Annotated in this window: 14 protein-coding genes; all 14 read right to left on the bottom strand. The window is 59.9% G+C overall.

Annotated features, from left to right (window positions below):
• Window positions 1-5 precede the first annotated feature (5 nt).
• The 14 genes from nuoM to KW839_RS17125 all read right to left on the bottom strand — a co-directional run bounded on the left by nuoM (window position 6) and on the right by KW839_RS17125 (window position 16,601).
• Window positions 6-1,538: an NADH-quinone oxidoreductase subunit M gene (gene nuoM / locus KW839_RS17190; protein WP_218425003.1), complete on the bottom strand. Its 1,533-nt coding sequence runs from the start codon at window positions 1,536-1,538 to the stop codon at window positions 6-8.
• Window positions 1,539-1,577: 39 nt separating this feature from the next.
• The gene (gene nuoL / locus KW839_RS17185) at window positions 1,578-3,431 is read right to left on the bottom strand and encodes an NADH-quinone oxidoreductase subunit L (protein ID WP_218425002.1); all 1,854 of its coding nucleotides are present in this window, start codon (window positions 3,429-3,431) and stop codon (window positions 1,578-1,580) included.
• The gene (gene nuoK / locus KW839_RS17180; RefSeq protein WP_007946416.1) at window positions 3,428-3,736 is read right to left on the bottom strand and encodes an NADH-quinone oxidoreductase subunit NuoK; all 309 of its coding nucleotides are present in this window, start codon (window positions 3,734-3,736) and stop codon (window positions 3,428-3,430) included. Before nuoK ends, nuoL begins: the two co-directional genes overlap by 4 nt.
• Before the next feature lie 2 nt (window positions 3,737-3,738).
• Window positions 3,739-4,242, bottom strand: a complete 504-nt coding sequence (nuoJ, locus tag KW839_RS17175; RefSeq protein ID WP_060543551.1) for an NADH-quinone oxidoreductase subunit J — start codon at window positions 4,240-4,242, stop codon at window positions 3,739-3,741.
• 9 nt (window positions 4,243-4,251) lie between these two features.
• Complete coding sequence (nuoI, locus tag KW839_RS17170) at window positions 4,252-4,800, bottom strand: NADH-quinone oxidoreductase subunit NuoI (RefSeq protein WP_060543552.1); 549 nt, start codon at window positions 4,798-4,800, stop codon at window positions 4,252-4,254.
• A gap of 9 nt (window positions 4,801-4,809) precedes the next feature.
• Entirely contained in the window at window positions 4,810-5,817 is a 1,008-nt protein-coding gene (nuoH, locus tag KW839_RS17165) for an NADH-quinone oxidoreductase subunit NuoH (protein ID WP_034146906.1), read from the bottom strand.
• Window positions 5,814-8,528: an NADH-quinone oxidoreductase subunit NuoG gene (nuoG, locus tag KW839_RS17160; RefSeq protein WP_218425001.1), complete on the bottom strand. Its 2,715-nt coding sequence runs from the start codon at window positions 8,526-8,528 to the stop codon at window positions 5,814-5,816. The genes nuoH and nuoG overlap by 4 nt, the downstream gene beginning before the upstream one ends.
• A 136-nt stretch (window positions 8,529-8,664) precedes the next feature.
• Window positions 8,665-10,020 carry an NADH-quinone oxidoreductase subunit NuoF gene (gene nuoF / locus KW839_RS17155; RefSeq protein ID WP_218425000.1) on the bottom strand — a complete coding sequence of 452 codons (1,356 nt, stop codon included), beginning with the start codon at window positions 10,018-10,020 and terminating at the stop codon, window positions 8,665-8,667.
• The gene (gene nuoE / locus KW839_RS17150; protein ID WP_008020715.1) at window positions 10,017-10,514 is read right to left on the bottom strand and encodes an NADH-quinone oxidoreductase subunit NuoE; all 498 of its coding nucleotides are present in this window, start codon (window positions 10,512-10,514) and stop codon (window positions 10,017-10,019) included. The genes nuoF and nuoE overlap by 4 nt, the downstream gene beginning before the upstream one ends.
• A gap of 2 nt (window positions 10,515-10,516) precedes the next feature.
• Complete coding sequence (nuoC, locus tag KW839_RS17145) at window positions 10,517-12,301, bottom strand: NADH-quinone oxidoreductase subunit C/D (RefSeq protein WP_060543555.1); 1,785 nt, start codon at window positions 12,299-12,301, stop codon at window positions 10,517-10,519.
• A gap of 72 nt (window positions 12,302-12,373) precedes the next feature.
• Window positions 12,374-13,048: an NADH-quinone oxidoreductase subunit B family protein gene (locus KW839_RS17140; RefSeq protein ID WP_007946424.1), complete on the bottom strand. Its 675-nt coding sequence runs from the start codon at window positions 13,046-13,048 to the stop codon at window positions 12,374-12,376.
• Window positions 13,049-13,058: 10 nt separating this feature from the next.
• On the bottom strand, window positions 13,059-13,472 hold the full coding sequence (locus tag KW839_RS17135; protein WP_003223812.1) for an NADH-quinone oxidoreductase subunit A: 414 nt from the start codon (window positions 13,470-13,472) through the stop codon (window positions 13,059-13,061).
• A 570-nt stretch (window positions 13,473-14,042) separates the two neighbouring features.
• On the bottom strand, window positions 14,043-15,368 hold the full coding sequence (gene aceA, locus KW839_RS17130) for an isocitrate lyase (RefSeq protein ID WP_034146910.1): 1,326 nt from the start codon (window positions 15,366-15,368) through the stop codon (window positions 14,043-14,045).
• Between the two features lie 471 nt (window positions 15,369-15,839).
• Window positions 15,840-16,601: a secretin N-terminal domain-containing protein gene (locus KW839_RS17125; RefSeq protein ID WP_060543556.1), complete on the bottom strand. Its 762-nt coding sequence runs from the start codon at window positions 16,599-16,601 to the stop codon at window positions 15,840-15,842.
• Window positions 16,602-16,768: the final 167 nt, after the last annotated feature.

Raw genomic sequence — 16,768 nt, 5'->3', positions numbered from 1 at the left:
CGCTCTTACCGGGCCGAAGCGAGTTGAGTGAAGGCGGTGCCGAGCCATTGCTGCACGCCATGCATCGTAGCGGCAGAGGTATCGAGGAACGGTTGTGGGTACACGCCGATATAGATCAGCAGTGCAGCCAGACCGACCACCATGATCAGTTCGCGACTGTCCATGCCGTGCAGTACCGCGTCCGACTTGGCCGGACCGAAGTACGCACGGTGGATCATGATCAGCGAGTAGACCGAACCGAACACCAGGCCGGACGTGGCGATGATGGTGATCCATGGTGCGACCGGGAAGGTGCCGATCAGGATCAGGAACTCACCGACGAAGTTACCGGTACCCGGCAAGCCCAGGGACGCTGCTGCGAAGAACAGGCTGAGGGCTGGCAGGTAAGCGATCTTCGACCACAGGCCACCCATTTCACGCATGTCGCGGGTGTGGGTGCGTTCGTACAGCTGACCACTGAGGATAAAGAGTGCTGCGGCCGACAGACCGTGCGCCAGCATCTGCATGACTGCACCCTGCAGCGCCAGTTGGCTGCCGGAGTAGATGCCGATCAGTACGAAACCCATGTGGGAAACGGACGAGAAGGCAATCAGGCGCTTGATGTCGGTTTGTGCAAAGGCCAGGAACGCACCGTAGAAGATCCCGATCAGACCCAGGGTCATGGCGATCGGCGCGAACTCGGCCGAGGCATTCGGGAACAGCGGCAGGGCGAAACGCAGCAGGCCGTAGGCAGCGGTCTTCAGCAAGATACCGGCGAGGTCGACGGAACCTGCGGTCGGCGCCTGGGCGTGAGCGTCAGGCAACCAGGAGTGGAACGGTACGACTGGCAGCTTGACCGCGAAGGCGATGAAGAAGCCGAGCATCAGGATGTACTCGGTGGTCGTCGACATCTTGGTCTTCAACAGGTCGGCGTAGTTGAAGGTAATCACGCCGGTGTCGTTGAAGTTGACCAGGACCAGACCGAGGATCGCCACCAGCATGATCAGGCCGGAAGCCTGAGTGAAGATGAAGAACTTGGTCGCCGCGTAGATCCGGGTTTTCTTGCCGTCCGAAGAACTGTGACCCCAGAGCGCGATGAGGAAGTACATCGGCACCAGCATCATTTCCCAGAAGAAGAAGAACATGAACAGGTCGAGGGCGAGGAACACGCCGACGACACCGCCCAGGATCCACATCAGGTTCAGGTGGAAGAAACCAACGTGACGCTGGATCTCTTTCCACGAGCAGAGTACCGAGAGCACGCCCAGCAGACCGGTCAGCATGATCATCAACAGCGACAGGCCGTCGAGGGCCAGGTGCACGCTGATGCCGAAACGCTCGATCCAGACATGCTTGAACTCAAGCGCCCAGGTCGGGTCGGCGCCAGGCGCCGGTGCAAATGAATAGTCGCCATGGGCCCACAGCCAGAGGCCGAGAGCGAGTTCCAGGGACATGGTCAGCAACGCAATCCAGCGCGGGAGGGTAGAGCCGAAGCGCTCACCCATCCAGCACAGCAGGCCGCCGATAAAGGGAATCAGGATTAGCCAAGGCAGAATCATGACGGGCTCGTTTCCTTTCGCAAATTCGCAAGGTTCATATCAGACCGCTACCAGCACGACGGCGCCAATTACCAGCACGGCACCCGCAGCCATCGAGGCGGCATACCAACGCAGTTGACCGGTCTCGGTACGGCTCAGGGCGGTGTGACCGCCTTTGGCCATGCGCGGGATCAGACCGATGGTCTGGTCGAGCGGGTCTTTGCGCAGGATGTGGCTGATCGCCAGGTAAGGCTTGACGAACAGTTTGTCGTAGATCCAGTCGAAGCCCCAGGCAGCGAACCACCAGGCCGAAAGGAAACGGCCGATGCCGCTGTTGGCGATGGCGGTGACGAAGCGACGCTTGCCGAGGAACAGCAACGCAGCCAGCAGGATACCGGCCAGGGCAATGGCGCCCGAAGCGATTTCCAGACTGTGCTTGGCTTCGCCGCCGGCATGGCCGACGCTTTGCGGCAGCACGCCGTGCAGCGGTGGAACGATCATCGCGCCGATGAAGGTCGACAATACGATCAGCACCGACAGAGGCAGCCAGTGGGCGATACCGTGACCGGCGTGGGCTTCGGTCTTCGCTTCACCGTGGAACGCGATGAAGATCAGGCGGAAGGTGTACAGCGAAGTCATGAACGCGCCGACCAGACCGGCATAGAGCAGACCGTTGTTGCCGCTGGCGAACGCTTCCCAGAGGATTTCGTCCTTGGAGTAGAAGCCTGCGGTGACCAGAGGCAGGGCCGCCAGGGCCGCGCCGCCGACGATGAAGCTGGCGTAGGCCAGTGGCAGTTTCTTCCACAGACCGCCCATCTTGAAGATGTTCTGCTCGTGGTGGCAGGCAACGATCACCGCACCGGAAGCAAGGAACAGCAGGGCCTTGAAGAAGGCGTGAGTCATCAGGTGGAAGATCGCGCCGTCCCAGGCACCAACGCCCAGGGCCAGGAACATGTAGCCGATCTGGCTCATGGTCGAATAGGCGAGGATGCGCTTGATGTCGGTCTGGACCAGGGCAGCGAAGCCCGCCAGAACCAGGGTCACGCCGCCAACGATGCCCACCAGGTGCAGGATTTCCGGCGCCAGGGTGAACAGGCCGTGGGTACGGGCGATCAGGTAGACACCGGCGGTCACCATGGTTGCGGCGTGGATCAGTGCCGAAACCGGGGTAGGACCGGCCATCGCGTCCGCCAGCCAGGTTTGCAGCGGCAGTTGCGCGGATTTACCGACAGCACCACCGAGCAGCATCAGGGTGGCCATGACCATCCAGAAGTCGCCGGTCTGGAATTTCTGCGGTGCCAGCACCAGCAGTTCCTGAACGTTCAGCGTGCCCAGCTGGGCAAACAGAATGAACAGGCCGATGGCCATGAACACGTCACCGATACGGGTCACGATGAAGGCTTTGAGTGCCGCGTTACCGTTGTTGCGGTTGCTGTAGTAGAAACCGATCAGCAGGTACGAGCACAGGCCCACGCCTTCCCAACCGAAGTACAGGAACAACAGGTTATCGCCCAGTACCAGGAACAGCATGCTGGCGATAAACAGGTTGGTGTAGGCGAAGAAGCGCGAGTAACCGGCTTCACCGCGCATGTACCAGGACGCGAACAGGTGGATCAGGAAGCCGACGCCGACAACTACGCCGAGCATGGTCACGGACAGGCCGTCCAGATACAGCGCGAAGTTCGGCGTGAAGCCTTCCACCGCCATCCACTGCCACAACACCTGGGTGTAGTGACCGCCTTCTGGCGGGGCGACGTTGAATTGCCAGATCACGTAGGCGGTCACGATTGCCGACAGACCGATGGAACCCACGCCGATCAATGCGGCCAGGTTTTCCGAGATGCGTCCACGGGAGAACGACAGCAGCAGGAAACCAATGAGAGGGAATACGAAAGTCAGAAAGAGTAGGTTCATCCGCGCATCTCACTGGCAGCGTCGATATCGAGCGTGTGGAAGCGGCGATACAGTTGCAACAGAATCGCCAGGCCGATACTGGCCTCGGCGGCTGCCAGGCTGATCACCAGGATGAACATGATCTGTCCATCCGGCTGCGCCCAGCGGCTACCGGCAACGATGAACGCCAGTGCGGAGGCATTCATCATGACCTCCAGGCTCATCAGCACGAAAAGGATGTTGCGGCGGACCATCAGGCCGACCAGACCGAGGCAGAACAGGATGCCGGCGACCGCCAGACCATGCTCCATAGGGATAGCAGGCATCGTCATTGCTCCTTGGCTTCGTTGCGGCCCAAGTGGAACGCCGTCACGGCTGCAGCGAGCAGCAGCATCGAGGCGAGTTCAACCACCAGCAGGTAAGGACCGAACAGGCTGATGCCCACGGCCTTGGCGTCTACGGTGGTGTGGCCGACGGCTTCACCGCTCTGGTGGGCGAACAGCACGTACAGCAGTTCAGCCAGCAGCAGGGCGCCGAGAATGACCGGACCGAGCCAGATACCGGGCTTGAGCCAGACGCGCTCTTGCTGAACCGAGGCCGGGCCCAGGTTCAGCATCATCACCACGAACACGAACAGCACCATGATGGCGCCAGCGTAGGCGATCACTTCCAGGACACCGGCAAACGGTGCGCCGAGGGCGAAGAACGTCATGGCCACGGCGATCAGCGAAATGATCAGGTAGAGCAGGGCGTGCACAGGGTTGGTGTTGGTGATCACGCGAAGCGTGGACACCACAGCGATACCCGATGCGAAATAGAAAGCGAATTCCATCTTTCTTCCTTAAGGCAGCAAGCTCTTCACGTTGATCGGTTCGGCTTCATTCTGCGCGGAGCCCTTCGGCTTACCGGCAATCGCCATACCTGCAACACGATAGAAGTTGTAATCAGGGTTTTTGCCGGGGCCGGAGATCAAAAGATCTTCTTTCTCGTACACCAGGTCCTGACGTTTGAACTCGGCCATTTCGAAATCCGGCGTGAGCTGGATCGCGGTGGTCGGGCAGGCTTCCTCGCAGAGGCCGCAGAAAATGCAGCGCGAGAAGTTGATGCGGAAGAAGTCCGGGTACCAGCGACCGTCTTCGGTTTCAGCTTTCTGCAGCGAGATGCAACCCACCGGGCACGCCACGGCGCACAGGTTGCACGCTACACAACGCTCTTCACCGTCGGGGTCGCGGGTCAGGACGATACGGCCACGGTAGCGCGGCGGCAGGTAGACCGGTTCTTCCGGGTACTGCAGCGTGTCGCGCTTGCGGAAGGCATGGCCGAAAATCATCACCAGGCTGCGAAGCTGGGTGAAGAAGCCATGCACGATGTCAATTATGTACTTCATGATTCTCTATCCTCACTGAGCCGCGACGGCGGGCGTGTTGAGCAACACGATCGCAGCGGTCACCAGCATGTTGACGAGGGTCAGCGGCAGGCAGAACTTCCAGCTGAAATCCATCACTTGGTCATACCGTGGGCGCGGAATCGAAGCGCGCAACAGGATGAAGATCATGATGAAGAACGCGGTTTTCAGTGCGAACCAGATGAACGGGATCTGCGGCAGGATGCCGAACGGGCCGTGCCAGCCACCGAAGAACAAGGTCACCAGCAGCGCCGAGATCAGCACGATGCCGATGTACTCGCCGACGAAGAACATGCCCCATTTCATGCCGGCGTATTCAATGTGGTAACCGTCTGCCAGTTCCTGTTCTGCTTCCGGCTGGTCGAACGGGTGACGGTGAGTCACGGCCACGCCAGCGATGAAGAAGGTCAGGAAACCAAAGATCTGCGGAATGATGAACCACAGGTTCTGCGCTTGGTATTCAACGATGTCGCGCATGTTGAACGAGCCGACCTGGATCACGATGCCCATCAGCGACAGGCCCATGAACACTTCGTACGACACGGTCTGTGCCGAGGCCCGCAAGCTGCCGAGCAGGGCGAACTTGTTGTTGCTCGACCAGCCGGCGAACAGCACCGCGTAGACCGACAGACCCGCCATGGCGAAGAAGAACAGGATGCCGATGTTGATGTCCGCCACGCCCCAGGTCGGGGTGATCGGGATGATCGCGAAGGCAATCAGCAGGGCGCTCATGGCCACTACCGGTGCCAGGGTGAAGATCATCTTGTCGGCGAATGGAGGCGTCCAGTCTTCCTTGAAGAACATCTTGATCATGTCGGCGGCGATCTGGAACGCGCCGAACGGACCGACGCGGTTCGGACCGTAACGGTCCTGCCAGAGGGCGAGCAAACGACGCTCGACCCAGCTCAGCAGTGCACCGCAAACCACCACGGCAAGCAGAATCACCACGGCCTTGAGGACCGCGATGATGATGTCGATCACTTCAGGAGTGAACCAGGTCATTGAGCTGCCTCCTGCAGACCATCAACGGATTTGCCAAAGATCGCTGGCGGAATGCCGGCGATGCCCGCAGGCAGTGCCACCAGGCCGGCACCCAGCTCTTCGTTGATGCGCAGCGGCAGACGCAGGGTCTGGCCAGCAACGTTCAAGCTGAGCATGGCGCCGTCATTGACACCCAGGCGGTCGGCTTCGGACTTGGCCAGTGCGACGTAGGCAGCCGGAATGCGTTCCTGAACCGGAGCGGCTTTCGAAGAGTTCTCTTCGCTGCCGAACAGGTGGAAGAACGGTACGACATGCCAGGTGCCCTGGGCCGGGTTGAATGCACGCGGAACACTGGCGAACCAGTTCAGCGAGTCACCGTTGCTTTCGATCAGGCGGGTGCCCGGGTCGCCAGCGCGGATGTGACCACCGACTTCGTCCTGGAACTTGTTCCAGGCCTGCGGCGAGTTCCAGCCCGGAGACCAGGCGAATGGCACTTGCTGACGCGGTTCGGCGGAACCCGAGTAACCTTCCATGGAGAAGGCGAACGCGGTGTCCTTGTCTTGCGGGGTACGCGGTTCGTGCACGCTGATGTCGGCGCGCATGGCGGTACGACCGGAGTAGCGCAGCGGTTCACGGGCCAGTTTCATGCCCTTGATGCGGAACGCGGCGGACGGTGCGGCGTCGACGATGCGGTTCAGGATCGAAGTGCTGGAAGCGACGGCGGCGGTGACGTGGTCCAGTTGGGTCCAGTCGATCGGCTGGTTCAACAGGGTCGCGCGCAGGGCATGCAGCCAGCGCCAGCCTTCGTGAACCAGGATGCTCGCGTCCATGTACTTCGGATCGAACACCTGGAAGAAACGCTGGGCGCGACCTTCCTGGCTGACCAGGGTACCGTCGCCTTCAGCGAAGCTGGCGGCTGGCAGAACCAGGTGCGCGCGATCGCTGGTAGCGGTCTTCTGATGGTCGGCGACGATCAGTACTTTGGCGGCGGTCAGGGCAGCATCGACCTTGGCCTTGTCGGTACGGGTGTACAGATCGTTTTCCAGCACGACGATGGCGTCGGCTTTCCCGTCGATGACCGCTTGCAGCGCGGCGTCGACCGATTCGCCACCGAGCATGGCCAGGCCGAGGCTGTTGGCCTCTGGCACGATCAGGCTGATGGAACCGTTCTTCTCGCGCAGTTTCAGAGCCTTGGCGATGTTCGCGGCGGCTTCGATCAAGGCTTTGGAGCCCAGGGAAGTACCGGCGATGATCAGCGGACGTTTGGCCGCGAGCAGGGCGTCGGCAATGCGCTTGGCCAGCTCGAGGGCTTCAGCGTCCAGGCCTTCAACGGCTGGCGCGCTGGCGTCGAGGGCGTGTGCCACGGCGAAACCGATGCGGGCCAGGTCGTCTGGAGCGGCGTGCACGCATTCTTCAGCGATGTCGTCGAGCTTGGTTTCAGCCAGGCTGGCGATGAACAGCGGGTTCAGCGCGTGCTGACCGATGTTCTTCACCGCGGCGTCGAGCCAAGGCTGGACGCGCATGGCGTCGGCCATGTCTTCGGCCTTGCCCTTGACCGATTGACGCAGGGACAGGGCCATGCGCGCAGCAGTCTGGGTCAGGTCTTCACCGAGAACGAAAATCGCATCGTGGTCTTCGATGTCGCGCATGTTCGGCACAGGCAGCGGGCTGTCTTTGAGTACCTGCAGGACCAGGCGGATGCGTTCCAGTTCGGACGCTTCGATACCGGAGTAGAAGTGCTCGGCGCCGACCAGTTCGCGCAACGCGTAGTTGCTTTCGAGGCTGGCGCGGGGCGAACCGATACCGACGATGTTGCGACCGCGCAGCAGGTCGGCGGCTTTATCCAGCGCTTCGTCCAGGCTCAGCTTGGTGCCGTTGGCCAGCAGCGGCTGACGCGGACGGTCTTCGCGGTTGACGTAGCCGTAGCCGAAACGGCCACGGTCGCACAGGAAGTACTGGTTTACCGAACCGTTGAAACGGTTTTCGATACGACGCAGTTCACCGTAGCGCTCGCCCGGGGAGATGTTGCAACCGCTGGAGCAGCCATGGCAGATGCTCGGCGAGAACTGCATGTCCCATTTACGGTTGTAGCGCTCGGAGTGAGTCTTGTCGGTGAACACACCGGTCGGGCAGACCTCGGTGAGGTTGCCGGAGAACTCGCTTTCCAGGGTGCCGTCTTCAACGCGACCGAAGTACACGTTGTCGTGGGCGCCGAATACACCGAGGTCGGTGCCGCCGGCGTAGTCCTTATAGAAGCGCACGCAGCGGTAGCAAGCGATGCAGCGGTTCATTTCGTGGGAAATGAACGGGCCCAGTTGCTGGTTCTGGTGGGTACGCTTGGTGAAGCGGTAACGGCGCTCGTTGTGGCCGGTCATTACCGTCATGTCTTGCAGATGGCAGTGACCGCCTTCTTCACAGACCGGGCAGTCGTGAGGGTGGTTGGTCATCAGCCATTCAACAACACTGGCGCGGAACGCCTTGGATTCTTCATCTTCGATGGAAATCCAGGTGTTGTCGGTGGCAGGCGTCATGCAGGACATGACGATACGACCACGGGTGTCGTTCTCGTCGGTGTACTGCTTGACCGCGCACTGGCGGCAAGCGCCAACGCTGCCAAGGGCAGGGTGCCAGCAGAAATACGGAATATCGAGGCCCAGAGACAGACATGCCTGTAACAGGTTGTCTGCCCCATCGACTTCGAGCGCTTTGCCGTCTACGTGGATAGTGGCCATGGTTCAAAGTTCTTCGTTGGCCCGGTGTCAGCGGGCGTGGCTAATGGAATCTTGTTGTGCGCGTGAATCAACACAGCCGTTAAAGGCGTCATCACACGAAAAGCGAAGGGCACGGACCCTTCGCTTTTTTAAGCGTTTACGCGCCGACTACAATCGGCCTTGCCAGAGGCGGGACGGCGGCGCTGACTGGCGCGATACCGGCTTCGAACTCATGGCGGAAGTATTTGATTGCGCTGCCCAATGGCTCCACGGCGCCCGGTGCGTGAGCACAGAAGGTCTTGCCCGGGCCGAGGAAACCGACCAGACCCAGCAGGGTCTCGATGTCGCCTGGCTGGCCTTCACCGTTCTCGATCGCCATCAGGAGCTTGACGCTCCATGGCAGGCCATCGCGGCACGGGGTGCAGAAGCCACAGGATTCGCGGGCGAAGAACTGCTCCATGTTGCGCAGCAGGGACACCATGTTGATGCTGTCGTCCACCGCCATGGCCAGGCCGGTACCCATACGGGTGCCCACCTTGGCGATGCCGCCGGCGTACATTTGTGCGTCCAGGTGTTCCGGCAACAGGAAGCCGGTACCGGCGCCGCCTGGTTGCCAGGCCTTGAGCTTGAAGCCGTCGCGCATGCCGCCGGCGTAGTCTTCGAACAGCTCGCGACCGGTGACGCCGAATGGCAGTTCCCACAGACCCGGGTTCTTGACCTTGCCGGAGAAGCCCATGAGCTTGGTGCCCATGTCTTCACTGCCCTCGCGTGCCAACGATTTGTACCAGTCCACGCCGTCGGCAATGATCGCCGGGACGTTGCACAGGGTTTCAACGTTGTTCACGCAGGTCGGCTTGCCCCACACGCCAACGGCGGCAGGGAAGGGCGGCTTGGAGCGCGGGTTGGCGCGGCGGCCTTCGAGGGAGTTGATCAACGCGGTTTCTTCACCGCAGATGTAACGCCCGGCGCCGGTGTGGACGAACAGTTCGAAATCGAAGCCGCTGCCCAGAATGTTTTTACCCAGCAGGCCAGCTGCCTTGGCTTCTTCCACGGCACGGTTGAGGTGCTTGGCGGCGGTGGTGTATTCGCCACGCAGGAAGATGTAGCCACGGTAGGTTTTCAGTGCACGGGCACTGATCAGCATGCCTTCGATCAGCAGATGGGGCAGTTGCTCCATCAGCATGCGGTCTTTCCAGGTGTTGGGCTCCATTTCATCCGCGTTGCACAGCAGGTAGCGGATGTTGATGGATTCGTCCTTTGGCATCAGTCCCCACTTCACGCCTGTGGGGAAGCCTGCACCGCCGCGACCTTTGAGGCCGGAATCTTTCACGGTCTGGACGATATCGTCCTGAGCCATGTCGGCAAAGGCCTTGCGCGCAGCGGCGTAACCGTTCTTGGCCTGGTACTCGTCGAGCCATACGGCTTCGCCGTCGTCACGCAGACGCCAGGTGAGCGGGTGAGTCTCGGCCGAACGCTTGATGCGGTTGGCCGGGCCGAAAGAAGTCAGGGTCATACGTAGCCCTCGAGCAATTTGGCAACGCCTGCTGGCTGCACATCACCGAAAGTGTCGTCGTCGATCATCAACGCCGGCGCCTTGTCGCAGTTGCCGAGGCAGCAGACCGGCAGCAGGGTGAAACGACCGTCGGCGGTGGTTTGACCCAGGCCGATGCCGAGCTTGCTCTGGATTTCGCTGACAACCGACTCGTGGCCGCCGATGTAGCAGACCATGCTGTCGCAGACGCGAATGATGTGACGGCCGACCGGCTGACGGAAGATCTGGCTATAGAACGTCGCCACGCCTTCTACGTCGCTGGCCGGGATGCCGAGGATTTCGCCGATGGCGTACAGGGCGCCATCCGGCACCCAGCCACGTTCCTTCTGGACGATCTTCAGGGCTTCGATGGACGCCGCGCGCGGGTCTTCGTAGTGATGCAACTCGTGCTCGATGGCCGAGCGCTCGGTTTCACTCAAGGTGAAACGGTCTGTCTGGATAAGCGTGCTGTTCATGCTTAGCGGTCCACGTCGGCCATAACGAAATCGATACTACCCAGGTACGCGATCAAGTCCGCGACCATGCTGCCTTTGATCACCGAAGGGATCTGCTGCAAGTGCGGGAAGCTTGGGGTACGAATCCGGGTGCGGTAGCTCATGGTGCCGCCATCGCTCGTCAGGTAATAACTGTTGATGCCCTTGGTCGCTTCGATCATCTGGAAGGATTCGTTGGCCGGCATGACCGGGCCCCACGAAACTTGCAGGAAGTGCGTGATCAGGGTCTCGATGTGTTGCAGGGTGCGCTCTTTCGGTGGCGGCGTGGTCAGCGGGTGATCCGCCTTGTACGGGCCTTGCGGCATGTTGCGCATGCACTGCTCGATGATCTTGATGCTCTGGCGCATTTCTTCGACACGTACGATGCAACGATCGTAGGCATCGCCATTGGCGGCCAGCGGCACTTCGAATTCGAAGTTCTCGTAACCGGAGTATGGACGCGCTTTACGCAGGTCGAAGTCGCAACCGGTCGAACGCAGGCCGGCACCGGTGACGCCCCATTCCAGGGCTTCCTTGGTGTTGTAGGCGGCGACGCCGATGGTGCGGCCACGCAGGATGCTGTTGTCCAGTGCGGCTTTCTGGTATTCGTCCAGACGCTTTGGCATCCACTCGACGAAGTCTTTCACCAGTTTTTCCCAGCCGCGCGGCAGGTCGTGGGCGACGCCACCGATGCGGTACCAGGCCGGGTGCAGGCGGAAACCGGTAATGGCTTCGATCACCGTGTACGCCTTCTGGCGGTCGGTGAAGGTGAAGAACACCGGAGTCATGGCGCCGACGTCCTGGATGTAAGTACCCAGGAACAGCAGGTGGCTGGTGATCCGGAAGAACTCGGCCATCATGATGCGGATGACGTCGACCTTCTCAGGCACCTTGATGCCGGCCAGCTTCTCGACCGAGAGCACGTACGGCAGGTTGTTCATCACGCCGCCGAGGTAGTCGATACGGTCGGTGTACGGGATGAAGCTGTGCCAGGACTGACGCTCGGCCATCTTCTCGGCGCCACGGTGGTGGTAACCGATGTCCGGAACGCAATCGACGATCTCTTCACCGTCCAGCTGCAGGATGATGCGGAACGCACCGTGCGCCGAAGGGTGGTTAGGGCCGAGGTTGAGGAACATGTAGTCCTCGTTCGCGCCGGAACGTTTCATGCCCCAGTCTTCAGGCTTGAAGCGCGCGGCTTCTTCCTCGAGTTGTTGCTTGGCCAGGGTCAGGCTGAACGGATCGAATTCGGTGGCGCGCGCCGGAAAATCCTTGCGCAGCGGGTGACCTTCCCAGGTGGGCGGCATCATGATGCGCGTCAGGTGAGGGTGGCCTTTGAAGTCGATGCCGTACATGTCCCAGACTTCACGCTCGTACCAGTTGGCGTTCGGCCAGATGCTGGTGACGGTCGGCAGGCTGAGGTCGCTCTCGGACAGGGCGACCTTGATCATGACGTCGCTGTTACGCTCGATCGACATCAAGTGATAGAACACGGAGAAGTCGGCGCCGCTTGGCAGCCCTTGACGCTTGGTGCGCAGACGCTCGTCCACGCCGTGCAGGTCATAGAGCATGACGTACGGCTTGGGCAGGTTACGCAGGAAGGTCAGGACTTCGACGAGTTTGGCGCGGGCAACCCAAAGCACCGGCATGCCGGTGCGGGTAGGCTGGGCGGTGAACGCCTCCGGGCCAAAACGGTTGTTCAGTTCGACGACCACATCCTGGTCGTCTGCCTTGTAAGGCGGGATGTACAGAGCACTGCCTGTAGTCATGGTTATTTATCGCTTTCGGTCAACGTAAAGAATGAAGCCAGTGTCTCGTTCTATCAAAGAAGCAGATCTGGATCAGACTTCGTCGGGGCTGCGCAGGTTGGTGACTGCGATTCGCTGTTCGCGGCGCTTTTCCTTCTCGGAAGGCATCTCGGCGCGGTAGACGCCTTGATCACCAACGACCCAGGAAAGCGGACGACGCTCCTGTCCAATCGACTCCTGCAACAGCATCAGGCCTTGCAGGAAAGCTTCAGGACGGGGCGGGCAGCCAGGCACGTAGACGTCCACGGGCAGGAACTTGTCCACCCCTTGAACGACAGAGTAGATGTCGTACATGCCACCGGAGTTGGCGCACGAACCCATGGAAATTACCCATTTCGGTTCGAGCATTTGCTCATAGAGACGCTGAATGATCGGCGCCATCTTGATGAAGCAGGTACCAGCGATAACCATGAAATCCGCCTGGCGCGGCGATGCCCGGATAACCTCGGCGCCAAAGCGCGCGATGTCGTGGGGCGCCGTGAAGGCGGTGGTCATTTCCACGTAGCAGCACGAAAGACCGAAGTTATACGGCCACAGGGAGTTCTTGCGCCCCCAGTTGATCGTGCCGTTAAGCACGTCTTCGAGTTTGCCCATGAAGATGTTTTTGTGGACTTGATCTTCTAACGGATCGGAAACGGTTTCCCGCTCGCCAATCGGATACTGCTCGTTAGGAGCATCGGGGTCGATCCTGGTGAGATTGTATTGCATTGCCAAAGCCTCATTGTTTCAGCTTCGCTTGCCGCTTGCGCCGAGCTTCCGGAGCCCAGTCAAGGGCGCCCACTCGGAATAGGTAGACAAGGCCTGCCAACAGAATTGCTATGAAAACGAGAGCTTCGACGAATCCGGTCCAGCCGCTTTCGCGGACGGACACAGACCATGCAAAGAGAAAGAGGGCTTCGATATCGAAGATCACGAAGAGCATCGCGACCAGATAGAATTTTGCCGAGAGCCGCAAGCGGGCGCCACCTGTAGGTAGCATGCCGGACTCGAACGGTTCGTTTTTGCTGCGGCCCCAGGCTTTTGACCCGAGGAGGCTTGAGACGCCCAGCATGAAGGCACAGAGGCCGACGACGCCTAGAAGGAAAATGGCAAAGCCCCAGTTGTGGGCCATGAGTCCTGTCGCTTCGGGCATGCTGGTAATCCTTAACAGAGAGCAAAGGTCTCTGAGCTTGAAAAAGTAACAAAGCAGTGACGATATGTCGCAGCAATCAATCCCGCTGATTTTATGGCTAAACACCCGGCAAGTAAAATTCCTATAGCGAAATTTATTATAGGAATAAGGACATTCTGAGCCTTTGGAGCCCTGTAGCCCTTGCGATGCGGGCATTAGCCGGCATTTGGGGAATTATGTTTTGTTTGGAATGTAACGAACATGGTTTTTGCTAAATGATAATCAGTATTGTTTGTGCTGGTTTTTAAAGTGTTTAACTGGTTTATGGTGGGGAAGTTGTCTTACATGCGCATAACTGTAGGAGCTGTCGAGAGAAACGAGGCTGCGATCTTTTGATTTTTTACAAGCAAGATCAAAAGATCGCAGCCTCGTTTCACCAGACAGCTCCTGCGGTGAGGTATGGATGCAGGGTTTGTGGTGTTTGAGGAATCGCAGGCAAAAAAACGCCCCGAACCAGTCGGGGCGTCAGATGTGCAGCGCTGCGGTTAGCTTTTCAGTCGGTCCGCAGCGGCCGTGTACTCAAGAAGCAGATCAGTGGAACTGTTCTTCTTCAGTCGAACCGGTCAGCGCGGTGACCGAAGACGAGCCACCCTGGATCACGGTGGTCATGTCGTCGAAGTAGCCGGTGCCCACTTCCTGCTGGTGAGCCACGAAGGTGTAGCCCTTCGAAGCGTCAGCGAATTCCTGCTCTTGCAGCTTCACGTAGGCAGTCATGTCGTTGCGGGCGTAGTCGTGCGCCAGGTTGAACATGCTGTGCCACATGTTGTGAATGCCGGCCAGTGTGATGAACTGGTGCTTGTAGCCCATGGCGGACAGTTCGCGCTGGAACTTGGCGATGGTCGCGTCGTCCAGGTTTTTCTTCCAGTTGAAAGAAGGCGAGCAGTTGTAGGACAGCAGTTGGTCCGGGTATTCCTTTTTGATCGCTTCAGCGAAGCGACGAGCCTCGTCCAGGTCTGGCTTGGCGGTTTCGCACCAGATCAGGTCGGCGTACGGAGCGTAAGCCAGGCCGCGAGCGATCGCCTGGTCCAGGCCAGCGCGCACTTTGTAGAAGCCTTCCTGGGTACGTTCGCCAGTCACGAACGGCTGGTCGTACGGGTCGCAGTCGGAAGTCAGCAGGTCGGCGGCGTTAGCGTCGGTACGAGCCAGGATGATGGTCGGAGTACCGGCAACGTCAGCCGCCAGACGGGCAGCGGTCAGCTTCTGTACGGCTTCCTGGGTAGGAACCAGTACCTTGCCGCCCATGTGGCCGCATTTCTTCACGGAAGCCAGTTGGTCTTCAAAGTGAACGCCGGCGGCGCCTGCTTCGATCATGCTTTTCATCAGCTCGTAGGCGTTCAGTACGCCGCCGAAACCGGCTTCGGCGTCAGCCACGATAGGTGCGAAGTAGTCGATGTAGCCGTCGTCGCCCGGGTTCTTGCCGGCTTTCCACTGGATCTGGTCGGCGCGACGGAACGAGTTGTTGATGCGCTTGACCACGGTTGGAACCGAGTCCACCGGGTACAGCGACTGGTCCGGGTACATCGATTCGGCGGAGTTGTTGTCCGCAGCAACCTGCCAGCCCGACAGGTAGATCGCCTGGATACCGGCTTTAACTTGTTGTACAGCCTGGCCGCCGGTCAGGGCGCCCATGCAGTTGACGAAATCTTTCTCAGGACGGAAGGCTGGCTTGGCACCCTGGGTCACCAGGTTCCACAGCTTCTCGGCGCCCATTTTTGCAAAGGTGTGCTCAGGTTGAACCGAGCCACGCAGACGGACGACGTCAGCAGCGGAGTAAGTGCGTGTCACGCCTTTCCAGCGCGGGTTTTCAGCCCAGTCTTTTTCGAGGGCTGCAATTTGCTGTTCGCGTGTCAGTGCCATGGAGATAAACCTCGTCGCGTCTTTATGAAAAGTTGTTCTGCGGTGGAAAATTCCTGCGCTCGCTGACCAGAAGCTCAATGGTTCGGTCGGATTCGGCGGGGCTGACGACGGGGTGGACGATGACTCGGGGGGGAAGAGAGCAGGTAGAGGCGAACTGCGGGCGCATTCGGGCATCGTGGGCCTTGGTACGAACATCAGTGTGCTGCCGGGTTACCTATTAGCTTCCGTCCCTCGGGACAACTTCGTTCCAGTCGGCAACCTCGTCAAACACACCTTGTGGGCGGTACAGACACGAAGCGGATCGCGGGGTAGCTGCGAGACATCGCTTCGAAGGCCCTTGCCAGGGCCCCTGGTTAGCGGGAGCGAGGCCATCATGCCTTTGCTTTTTTGGCGCGTCAAACGTTTTGTAGTGCTTTTTTTCAAGCACTACATTTTTCGGTGAATGCGACTCGCCAGTCAGTTTTTGGGACGTTAGTCCAAAGTGTCGACTTTCACCCGCACAGTCATGTCATTGCGGCTCTGAGTCGCATAGTTGCGGGTCATACCCTGTTTGTCGGCCTGCGTCTGGCCATTCATGCCGGCCAGCAGGATCCATTCACCCAGGCGCCCGGTGACTGTCGTGTCGGTACTTTGCACGTTCACTACATCGGGACGTTCCTGGCTCATGCGGTCACGATTGGTACTGATCGACAGGTGAACGATGTCACCGGTGACGCTGGCGGTGACGTAGAAGCCCTGGGTGACGTTGCGGTATTCGGTCTGGCTGCGCAGGTCGCCGTAGGAGTCGGTCTGGCTGCTGGTCAGCGGGATGCTCTGGCCGACCTGGATCAGCGCCGGCGCGCCTTCACTGGCCTGGATTTGCTGGATGCCACCGTCGCGGCTGTCGGTGCCATAGCTGATGATCCGGGTCTTGCCCGGTTTGGCGCCGTTCACCGAATAACCCTGACCACCCTGAACGTTGTTTTCGTTGGTGTCGACAGTGATCAGCAGGCGTTTTGGGGCGGTGTCGAGTTGGCTGAGAAGGGCTTTAAGTTCGTCGATCTTGCGCTGATCGGCGTTGACAATGAGCTGATTGCCGTAGGCGCTGACCTGGCCGTCCTTGCCGATATAGTCTTGGGCGACCGGCAGCATGTCGGCGCTGGTGTGATATTTCAGCGGCACGATTTCCGTGGCTGCCATGACCGAAAAGCTGCTGGCTACCAACAGTGTGGTGAGCAGGGTGCGTAGGGACATATCCGTTATCTCCGCAATCAAAGGCTTGATGTTGCCAGTTTGTCGGCCTGGCGGGGCGGTAGTTGAATCCTAGACGGCAAAACGCCCCGGCATCTGAAGATGACGAGGCGTTTTGATGGTGTTCACATATTGCTTTTGTGGCGAGGGGGCTTGCCCCCGTTGGGCTG

Source organism: Pseudomonas sp. PDM31 (assembly GCF_019218965.1).
GTDB lineage: Bacteria > Pseudomonadota > Gammaproteobacteria > Pseudomonadales > Pseudomonadaceae > Aquipseudomonas.
This window is presented reverse-complemented; position numbering and strand designations above follow the sequence as displayed.